The following is a 9560-nucleotide window of genomic DNA, read 5'->3' as shown; positions in this document are numbered from 1 at the left end:
CGTCTGGGCGAGAAGGTGATGGCCAGGACGTTTGAGCGCCAGGTGGCCGAGCTCAATGTCCGGGCATCCATTCTCAATCAATTTACCGCGCTGGGCACGCCCCAGACGGTCGCTGCTGCGTAAATCCATTTGGGATTGGGGATGTCTTGCCCTATGACCGATTTATGCAACAACGCCGGAAGCCCCTGTAATGCAACAACGCCGATTCTAGCTTCTAGAACTATTAATTCTCCATGAGCGGAATTTATTAGAAATTAGTATAGAAACCCCTTTTATTATTCTGACCCAACCAAAAGGTCGCGGATCGGCAAGCATACTCAATGCTCGAGCGTAATCAAGCGTCAGTCCTGGGGTCCACGCCATGGTTACTGCTCGCTTTCTTATTTGCGCAGCAATCCACAGCTCCGGCGTTACTAATATTCTCTCAATAGGCTCAACCATCCTGCGCGCGGACCATGCAAGCGAAAAACAGCACCATCTATTGCAGCTTCAAGTGCATTCGAAACTGAGCTCGAACAATTTCTATGGGCTTTGTTGCATAAATCGCCCTGAGGCCGAGCTCCCCCAAACCCCTGACGGATTTTTGCCACGGCCACAGTCTGGGGCGTCCACAGGTCGGTGAAGCGATTGAGGATGGGTGCCTGAAGGCCCGGCTCGGCTACTTACCGCTCAAACGTCTTGGACTGAACGTTTCAGATCAGCCTAGACGGGTTTCCATGCACCAGCCTCGGTTTTGTAGCGATTGCCGTCATTGGTGCAGCCAATTTCACCAACCACCTCATGACACTCCTCGGCCGCTCGAGCCTCCGAGCATGATCTCTGCGATGGGGGGAAAGCTCATACCTTGGCGAGGAAGTCCGCCGCATCACCTGCTTCACACTTCCAGTCTGCGAAAACCCCAACCAGATTACATTCCACGCAGTGGCAAGCGATGTAGCACCAAAGCACGTCATGTGTGCCCTTATACACGGAGACGCCGGACACCAGCTCGAACACCTCGTTCTCGCACACGCACGCATGCCCGCCGGGGGCGGCCTCTTCAACGTAGTCCGCGCTGTCGCCCATGAGGTGTTCCTGCCCGCAGTCGCTGCAGGTGCGGATTGCTACGCCGGCTTCTTCATCGGTCTGCAGCGCAAAAGTGCGGCACCCGCAACTGCATTTGGACGAGGCAAACCGGACGGCCTCATGGCCATTCGCAACGCTGTAGCTGCGCAACTCGGCTTGAGTGTCGCCGGACGTCGTCCCGTACAAGAACTCGCCCTTTTTCGTCAGAGCCATTGATGCTGTTCCATTCTTCAAGGTGGGCTTCACGGCAGACCTGACGCCAGGCTGCCCTTATCGTCTGGATTTTGCCTGAATGCACGGTGAATCGTCGCCAAGGGGCCGGGTCGGGGTGATCTCCGACAAAGGCTGCGGAAATCCTTGAATGCTAATTCTTGGAGATTGCAGCCAGAGTCGATCAAGTCCAGCTGTTGATCGCCGCCGACATTCGATGTTGCAGCCCCCACGTTAGCTCTCAGCCTATTTCTGCTGTGCAGCGTGTTGCTGCCGCTGATCGTAGCTGGGCGAGCTACCGTTCACCTAGTCATAGCGCTCATTCAAAGCGCCAAGACAGTCACTTCCCCAATGACTGTTTTCAGGTCCGCAGCAGCCCCTCGCTAACAGGCAGTCACCGAGGATGCTGGAAGTCCGCTATCTCGGCTCGCGAATGAGTGCTGCCGACCCATAGTTGTCCTTGTGCAACACTGCCGTCAAGCAGATCCTGCGGACCTGCAAATGGCGATCACCATTGGCTCGAAGGTAGCTTGCGCTGGGTTGAGGTTCACGCATTCGAGATGATGCCCACGCAAGGGAGGCGCGCTGGGCATCTCGACGCTTTACACGCTTCGACGGCGATAGGCAATGACACCGAATAATGTTATCAACAGACCGATGCCCCATGTGCCCAATGTAGGCACGGCCTTCACACCGCTGACGCTTGGGGTTTGCGCTGCCACGATGGTAATGCTCTGAACTACCTGGGTGGCTGCTGGATACGACACCCCCCCCACGACTCCTCCGGGTTGAACGGCAGCAACCGTGCAAATGCCCGCGGCCAATGGTGTTACGACATTGCCTGCCACCGTGCATATGTCAGGGGTAAGGCTGGTGTACGTGACTGGCAAGCCCGCGCTGGACGTGGCGGCAGATTCGATGGGAAATGGGCCACCGTCTGTCTGATGAGAAGTGGGTTGGGGCGGGAAATCGATGGTCTGAGCAGCAGAAAAGCTCATCTTTACCAGGCCTGGGTGACCCGGCAAGCCGCCAGCGCCCCCGCTACCGGCGTCGGCGTCGGCAACGGGACCTCCCGCGCGTCCTCCGTTTACGCCAGCGCCATCTGCGCCGCCCAGCCCTTCACCGCTGCATGCATCCACTGCCAGAGGCCCTACCAGGGTCTCGCCGGCAGCGCCTGCCGCACCAGGCGTACCGTCCATACCTGGATTGCCGTTGGGCCCCCACCCCTCTCCTGGAGATCCTTCGCCACCGTTCCCCCCGGATCCTCCATATCCACCTGTTCCACCCGCACCACCGGGGCCCGCGATGGTGCCAGCGCCCCCTGGGCCACCATCGCCACCATCGCTACCATTTCCTCCATCCCCACCAGCAATACCCGGGCCAATAGAGACCCCATCCCAAGGTCCTCCGTCGCTCCCACTGCCACCATTGCTGCCGTTACCTCCAGCTCCTCCTGCACCCCCTGTAGCCCCCGCTCCGCCGCCTCCGCCAGGAGCTGATTTGTACACGCCGTCGTTGCCTCCAGCACCTCCTGCGCCTCCGCTCACTGCAGTTGCACCGCCTCCTGGTTTACCTCTCCCAGAATCGTAGTTGCTCCAAATAGTGCTTCCACCACCGCCGCCTCCCCCATTGGCAGTAACACCACTGACACCAACACCGGTAATGGCTGAAAGCCCGCCACCTGTACTAGAGGTGCCAGGACGCATCCAGTCACCTGTGCTCGGCATACCGGCAGTGCCGCCCGTGCCTACCCGCACCGTCAAGGTGCTCCCCGGCGTGACATTGGACGTAACCTTGCAGTAGGAGCCACCTCCACCGCCAACACCATCGCTTGGCAGACCGCTGGAATTAGCGTCCTTTGATCCGCCTCCACCGCCACCTCCCCAAACCTCAAAGACGGCAGTGGTGGCGCCCGCAGGCACGGTGCAAACGCCCTCGGAGTTAATGCCGACCACGCAATCAGCAGCCCATACATGGGAAGCAACTCCCAATGAAAGCAATGTCAAAACTTTGGAGAAATTGAGGTCCATAAATTTTCCTAGCGTTCTAATTTTGTGGCAATGAAAACAGCTGCACCCTTGCGAGCTACCCAAGTCCATCCATAGATGCGATATATATCAAAGGCGTGGACGTTTGCAACAAGCATCGCAAATATGCTACAAAATTTTAAGCTACGATGAATAAATACAAAGATATTTCAAAAATAGCAAACGCATTTCCCGTTGATTGTTTTTTGCGATTAACCTATCTGTGTTTATACGAAGATTCAATTGATACAATCCGAATGCGCGAGGTGAATGGTAGCCACAGGCGTTGTTGCATAAATCGGTCATAGGGCAAGGCATCCTCAATCCCAAATGGATTTACGCAGCAGCGACCGTCTGGGGCGTACCCAGCGCGGTAAATTGATTGAGAATGGATGCCCGGACATTGAGCTCGGCCACCTGGCGCTCAAACGTCCTGGCCATCACCTTCTCGCCCAGACGCTTGAAGCAATTCATCTTGGTCTCCACCAAAGACCTTCGGTGGTAGCCGCTCCATCTTTTCCAGATAGCCCGCCCCAACCTCCTACACGCCTTGACCGCTTCATTGCGGTGAGCAAATGCCAGCCCTTTGCGCAGCTTCGCTCCTTTGCGTGGCGGGATAATTGGAATGGCTCCCCGCAGGTAGCACGCCTCATGTACATCTTTGGTGTCATACGCCCCATCACCAGTAAAGCTGGCTACCTGTTCATGCCTGGGGATTTGGCCCAGTAAGGCTGCTGCCATGGGCGAGTCGCCCACTTCATTGGTGGTCACTGCAATGGCCCGTATCTGCATTGTCTGGGCATCGATACCCAGATGCACCTTGCGCCACTGGCGGCGGCGCTCTGCGCCGTGCTTCTTGGTCTTCCACTCACCTTCGCCCAGGAACTTGATGCCCGTGGAGTCGGCCAGCAGGTGTAAGCCTTTCTCGCTTGCTCGGTAGTGCACCTGCACATTCAAGCTCTTTTGCCTGCGGCACACTGTGCTGTAGTCGGGAGCAGTCCACGGCAGGCCCGCCATACGCAATAGCGACTGCACCAAGCCTAGTGTCTGACGCAAGGGCTGGCTAAACAAGCACTTAATGGTCAGGCAAAACTGGATGGCTGCATCTGAGAAGGTTGGACTGCGCCCACGCTTGCCAGTGGCCTGGGCCAACCACTGCATGTCCTTATCTAGCCAGATGGTCAGGTCCCCTCGCGCCTTCAACGCTGCGTTGTACGCCTTCCAGTTCGTTGTGCGGTACTTACCCCGGCCCCAGCTCGTCTCTCTCATCTCCCGAGCCTACCCCAGCTGGAACATGGATTTATGCAACAACGCCATTCAGACTAACCAAACGTAATACTGCCATAAACAAATACTTCACAAGCACCTCGAGCAAAAAACTATCAAAAATCAGAATCGATATAAATTAATGAACAATGGGCTTACTATTGTATTTCTATATATAAGCCGATTGCGAGAAGGCGAAATCAATCCCCAACGACTGTGACCGAATTTTTAATGTCCACTGCTCAATCAATGCTTTTGGTTTATTAAAAATATTTTTGATTAATTTAAATTAATATTTTCTTTTTTGGAAAGTGTCATGTAAAAACAACAGGAGGCATGTACAAAATTTTTCTAGAAATTAAAATAAAACATACCAAGATCGACATGAAATATATAATAATATATCATTATCTTTGAAATTATTGAAAACCGTGCCAGAGACAAACAGCGAGAACAATAATTATCCCACACCTCATATACTAATAGTAGATGACGACCCGGATCAGCTTCGTCTTTTGATTGCTGCTCTACGAAATACGTCGTACCGCGTGAGCGTGGCTCTTAATGGTGATCAAGGATATGCACGAGCAAGTATACTTATTCCAGACATAATTCTCTTGGATGTTCGCATGCCTAGGCGAAATGGAATTATGATTGCACGCCTATTGAAGAATAATCCCCTCACTCAGCATATTCCCATTATTTTTCTTTCTGCCATGACAGAAAAGGATGAGCGAGTAGAAGGTCTAAGGGCAGGAGGCGTAGATTATATCGGAAAACCATTTCATCTTGAAGAGGTATTGGAAAGAATTCGAATTCACTTAGAAATTTCTCAAAGAAGAAATACATCACAACTTAAATCAATTGATGTCAATGACCATCTTGTCAATGATAGCAAACCACAGGGCTCATCATCGGTTAATCTAGCACTGAAGCAGGTGGCCATTGAATATATATTCAATCATATTCAAGAATCCTCTTTAAAAAGTACAGACATCGCCCTTCACCTCAAAATATCACTGCGCCGTCTAAATACAGTTTTCGAGGCTTTCAATCACACATCAGCATTTGAATTTATCCGACAGGAACGAATGCGCAGAGCCGCTTTACTGCTCGGTCAAAGCACATTGAACATCGCGGAAGTAGCGATGGAGGTAGGCTATTCAAATCCGGCCAATTTTTCCACGGAATTTAAAAAATATTGGAAAAAATCTCCAACACAGTTGAGAGCAGAATATCAAGTCAATCCTGACACCATTCAGAATGCCATCTCATCCCAGTCTAAATAGAAGAATTTTTTGAAAATTGAACAGCCTTCACTTTTAATAAGAATTAATTGAATCTTATTTTCATTAGTCAATTTTCTGCTACTCATGAGCATCAGCAAGTACAAGATTTCCTGCATCTAGGTTGTCAAGCGAAGACTTTGAAATGAATTTGAATTTTGCCACCATTGCAGTTCTGTGCGCAATGGTGGAATTCGCGCTTTTTATTGGCATACTGGCACTCCGAATTAAAGCACAGGCTCAATACCTCATTTACTGGGGTTCCGGATTCTTGGCGTTTGGAGTCGGATCTATACTAGTTGCATTGCGGGAAATGATTCCCGACTTTTTCACCATCCTCATTGCCGATCTCAGTGCTACCCTGAGTTCAATCCTGCTCCATGTAGGTATATGCCTTTTTTTCAACCGTCAATGGTTCTGGCTGCCTTGGATGTTGGTGATACTGGCATGCGAGGCATTTGGACTTTCGTACTACACCTACTTCACATACGACACTTCTGCCCGCATGTATGTGTACAGCTGTGCTCAGATATTGCTTACGTGTATGACTCTTCAAATGTTGCTTGTAATGACAAAGAAGCAACGTAGATATGTCCCCCCCGAAATTATCGCCGTTTTATTAATGCTCCTCGCGTGTTATTGTGCACGCATAGTGGGAACTTCATTCTTCCCCGTGGAGCAGAACTTCCTAGCTTCGGGCAACTTCCAAACTATACTCACATTTGGTCTGATGTTGATTCACATCAACTATGCGCTCGTATTTGGGAATATGCATGCATCAGCTTTGAATGCAGAGTTGAGCTCGGCACTTTCCGTCGCGAAAGCCAAGGAACGCCAGAAGGTCGAAATACTGGGCTACATCAGCCATGATCTGCGTGCGCCATTAGCAACAATCAGTGGCTATTCCAAACTCCTTCTGACTGATGCACCACAAGAGCAGCGCAAACTACTGCAGACCATCGAGCGCAGCGTCAAGTACCAACTCAATTTAATCGATGAGTTGCTTGAATACGCTCAGTCAGAGTTGTCCCCACTGACGATAAAGCCAGTAAACACTAACCTACATCGACTCCTTGACGACATCTCCAAATATGCAATCGCGCTATGTTCATTCCAAGACAATCGTTATCGATTTACATTCTCCGAGCGTTTACCCCTCCACATCGATATTGACAGAAAGCGCCTGCAACAAGTCTTGCTGAATCTTCTCTCTAATGCAGCCAAATTCACGCGTGACGGCACAGTTACTCTTTCTATCACCGCTAAGCCTGAGGGCAATGCTTTCACCATATTGCATTTCGCTGTCAGTGATACGGGAATAGGAATGGACCTTAAGCAAGGTGTCGATATATTCGAAGCGTTCCAGCAAGTACAGGCTGCAAGCGGCAGCAATGGCTTGGGTTTGTTCATTGCACAGCGAATTGTCGCAGCCATGGGCGGCACACTTGGTGTGATCAGCACCCCTTATCAAGGAACAACGTTTTCATTCGAGCTTCGCATTCCAGTTATTGATGCTTTTGTCGCAGACTGGCCCATTATTGTGTTAAGTGAATCAGGGCTCACAAAACGAGAATCAATGGCTCCTCCGCTAGAAAGTGCTATGCCTTCTCATGCTCTCGATGAGCTTGCCAAGCTAGCGCTGCATGGCCGCTTCAGCGATATCGAAGTTTGGATCGAACTTCATGCAACTGAGAACTCGTATACATTATTTCTTGATCGAGTTCGAAGCTTGCTGGCACATCTCGACTTTCCTGCAATTCACATGATGGCACTACGGAATAGCGTTAATTCCAGAAAAGATCCATGCCTGCATGTGGCGGAAAGAAATCCTGCGGCTTGTCTAGATCACCTGAGACTTGATTAGCGAAGGCGTCTAATCTGGCGCTTCACTTGTGTTTCATACAGTGTCTACAGAAGTTCACTTCTGAAACATCACTCTGTGATGGCCTTGTTGCATAAATCGGTCTGAGGCTGAGTCTCCTCAAACCCCAGACGTAGTTATGCCAGGACCACCGTCTGGGGCGTGCCCAGCTCGGTGAAGCGATTGAGGATGGATGCCCGAATGCCCGGCTCGACTACTTGTCGCTCAAACGTCCTGGACATCACCTTCTCACCCAAGCGCTTGAAGCAATTCATCTTCGACTCCTCCAGTGATCTGCGGTGGTAGCCGCTCCAGCGTTTCCAGATGGCACGACCCAATCGCTTGCATGCCTTGACTGCCTCATTGCGATGGGTGAATGCCAGTCCTTTGCGCAGCCTTGCTCCTTTGCGCGGCGGAATGACGGGGATGACTCCCCGCCTGTGAGAAAGGCGGCCCTGGTCCTGGACATCATTCAAGGCAAGACCACGGTGTCAGAGGCCAGCCGGGCCTACGACCTCAACCCTTCTGAGGTTGAACGGTGGGTCGATGAAGGCAAGCGCGGTATGGAGAACGCGCTGCGCAGCAAGCCCCTGGAAATCAAAGAGCAGTACGAACGCCAGCTCAGTGATTTGCAGCAGGCCTATGGCGAAGCGATGTTGGAGCTGCGTGCGAGAAAAAAGCTGGCCTCCCTGCTGGGCAACGAGGACGAGAAATGACCCTCAGCCTTCAGCAGGGATTGGCTGAAGACGGGATTGCGGTCAGCTTGGTCAAGCTGTGCCAGTGGTTCCAGATTCCCAGGCGCACGGTGTATTACCGCAGCTATAAATCGGCGCCCAAGGTTCAGGAACACTTGGTTCAGCCGATCAAGGCCATGATCGAAGAGAACCCCTCCTTTGGTTATCGGACGGTGGCGCATCTGCTTGGCTTCAATAAGAACACAGTGCAGCGAATCTTCCAGATCAAGGGCTGGCAGGTGCGTAAGCGCCCAGTGGGCTTCAGGCCCCGTATCCAGGCCTTACCGTCGGTGGCCAAGGCCCCGGATCAACGCTGGGCGACCGATCTGTGCCGGGTTTGGGCTGGGCGTGACGGATGGGCCTCACTGGCCCTGGTGATCGACTGCTACAGCCGTGAATTGCTGGGTTGGCACCTGAGCCGCAGCGGCCAGTCCAAGACGGCTGAATCAGCGCTGGAGCAAGCCCTGATCGCGCGGTATGGATGCCTGGGCAAGGTCAAGCATCCACTCCTATTGAGGTCCGATAACGGCCTGGTATTTACCAGCCGCAGCTACACAGCCATGGTCAAAAGCTACGGACTGCAGCAGGAGTTCATTACGCCCTACAGTCCCGAGCAAAATGGGATGGTTGAGCGCGTGATTCGCACGCTCAAGGACCAATGCGTGCATCGCCACCGGTTTGAAACCCTGCAGCACGCCAGCCGCGTGATTGCAGACTGGATCGGCTGGTACAACCACCGGCGCCCTCACCAGGCGCTGAAAATGAAGACCCCCGCTGAGGCATATGCGTTAGCGGCCTGACCTGTGCAGAAAGTGCTAGGTCAATACAGCAGAGGCAAGCCGAACAGACATTTGATGGTCAGGCAAAACTGGATAGCAGCATCTGAGAAGGTGCGATTGCGGCCACGCTTGCCGCTTGGAGGGGCCAACCACTGCAGTCCAAAGTCCAGCCAGATGGTCAGGGCCTTCAATGCTGCGTTGTACGCCTTCCAGTTTGTGGTGCGGTACTTGCACCGTCCCCAGTTCGTCTCACTCATCATCCGAGCCTACTACCGCTGCGGCCCGGATTTGAATACGAAGGACTTCCCACCACTTTGGCACTTTTTGATGTG

General features: G+C 52.5%; 7 protein-coding genes and 3 pseudogenes. 5 read left to right on the top strand and 5 right to left on the bottom strand.

Going from position 1 to position 9560, the window contains the following annotated elements; translation table 11 throughout:
• Positions 1-123: pseudogene (locus ABIE32_RS21455) on the top strand (IS5/IS1182 family transposase); the annotation flags it as partial.
• 714 nt (positions 124-837) lie between these two features.
• On the opposite strand, the gene ABIE32_RS21450 reads toward ABIE32_RS21455, so the two are convergent.
• The 3 genes from ABIE32_RS21450 to ABIE32_RS21440 all read right to left on the bottom strand — a co-directional run bounded on the left by ABIE32_RS21450 (position 838) and on the right by ABIE32_RS21440 (position 4571).
• On the bottom strand, positions 838-1278 hold the full coding sequence (locus ABIE32_RS21450; RefSeq protein ID WP_429019297.1) for a hypothetical protein: 441 nt from the start codon (positions 1276-1278) through the stop codon (positions 838-840).
• 599 nt (positions 1279-1877) lie between these two features.
• Positions 1878-2474 carry a hypothetical protein gene (locus ABIE32_RS21445; protein WP_429019294.1) on the bottom strand — a complete coding sequence of 199 codons (597 nt, stop codon included), beginning with the start codon at positions 2472-2474 and terminating at the stop codon, positions 1878-1880.
• Between the two features lie 1164 nt (positions 2475-3638).
• On the bottom strand, positions 3639-4571 hold the full coding sequence (locus ABIE32_RS21440; RefSeq protein WP_429019292.1) for an IS5 family transposase: 933 nt from the start codon (positions 4569-4571) through the stop codon (positions 3639-3641).
• A gap of 410 nt (positions 4572-4981) precedes the next feature.
• Between ABIE32_RS21440 and ABIE32_RS21435 the strand changes: the two genes are divergently transcribed.
• Both ABIE32_RS21435 and ABIE32_RS21430 read left to right on the top strand, forming a co-directional pair.
• A complete protein-coding gene (locus ABIE32_RS21435) occupies positions 4982-5857 on the top strand; it encodes a response regulator transcription factor (protein ID WP_429019289.1) in 876 nt (291 codons plus the stop codon).
• Positions 5858-5999: 142 nt separating this feature from the next.
• Entirely contained in the window at positions 6000-7718 is a 1719-nt protein-coding gene (locus ABIE32_RS21430) for a sensor histidine kinase (RefSeq protein WP_429019286.1), read from the top strand.
• 134 nt (positions 7719-7852) lie between these two features.
• Here ABIE32_RS21430 and ABIE32_RS21425 read toward each other — a convergent pair.
• Positions 7853-8152 (bottom strand): annotated as a pseudogene (locus ABIE32_RS21425) (IS5/IS1182 family transposase); the annotation flags it as partial.
• Positions 8153-8155: 3 nt separating this feature from the next.
• On the opposite strand from ABIE32_RS21425, the gene ABIE32_RS21420 reads away from it, so the two are divergent.
• Both ABIE32_RS21420 and ABIE32_RS21415 read left to right on the top strand, forming a co-directional pair.
• Positions 8156-8431: a DUF1153 domain-containing protein gene (locus tag ABIE32_RS21420; RefSeq protein WP_429019285.1), complete on the top strand. Its 276-nt coding sequence runs from the start codon at positions 8156-8158 to the stop codon at positions 8429-8431.
• Positions 8428-9249, top strand: a complete 822-nt coding sequence (locus ABIE32_RS21415; RefSeq protein WP_429019282.1) for an IS3 family transposase — start codon at positions 8428-8430, stop codon at positions 9247-9249. Before ABIE32_RS21420 ends, ABIE32_RS21415 begins: the two co-directional genes overlap by 4 nt.
• Positions 9250-9278: 29 nt before the next feature.
• On the opposite strand, the pseudogene ABIE32_RS21410 reads toward ABIE32_RS21415, so the two are convergent.
• Positions 9279-9485, bottom strand: a pseudogene (locus ABIE32_RS21410) (transposase); the annotation flags it as partial.
• Between the last annotated feature and the right edge of the window lie 75 nt (positions 9486-9560).

It is taken from the genome of Comamonas sp. 4034 (genome assembly GCF_050434545.1).
GTDB classification, from domain to species: Bacteria; Pseudomonadota; Gammaproteobacteria; order Burkholderiales; family Burkholderiaceae_C; genus Comamonas; species Comamonas odontotermitis.
Note: the sequence above shows the minus strand (reverse complement) of the source record. Positions and strands in the feature narration are given on the sequence as shown.

What these genes read in the sequence shown, in the direction of transcription:
- ABIE32_RS21445 (WP_429019294.1), bottom strand. Translation starts at nt 2,474, where the DNA reads ATGGACGGTACGCCTGGTGCGGCAGGCGCTGCCGGCGAGACCCTGGTA.
- ABIE32_RS21430 (WP_429019286.1), top strand. Translation starts at nt 6,000, where the DNA reads ATGAATTTGAATTTTGCCACCATTGCAGTTCTGTGCGCAATGGTGGAA.
- ABIE32_RS21415 (WP_429019282.1), top strand. Translation starts at nt 8,428, where the DNA reads ATGACCCTCAGCCTTCAGCAGGGATTGGCTGAAGACGGGATTGCGGTC.
- ABIE32_RS21450 (WP_429019297.1), bottom strand. Translation starts at nt 1,278, where the DNA reads ATGGCTCTGACGAAAAAGGGCGAGTTCTTGTACGGGACGACGTCCGGC.
- ABIE32_RS21440 (WP_429019292.1), bottom strand. Translation starts at nt 4,571, where the DNA reads ATGAGAGAGACGAGCTGGGGCCGGGGTAAGTACCGCACAACGAACTGG.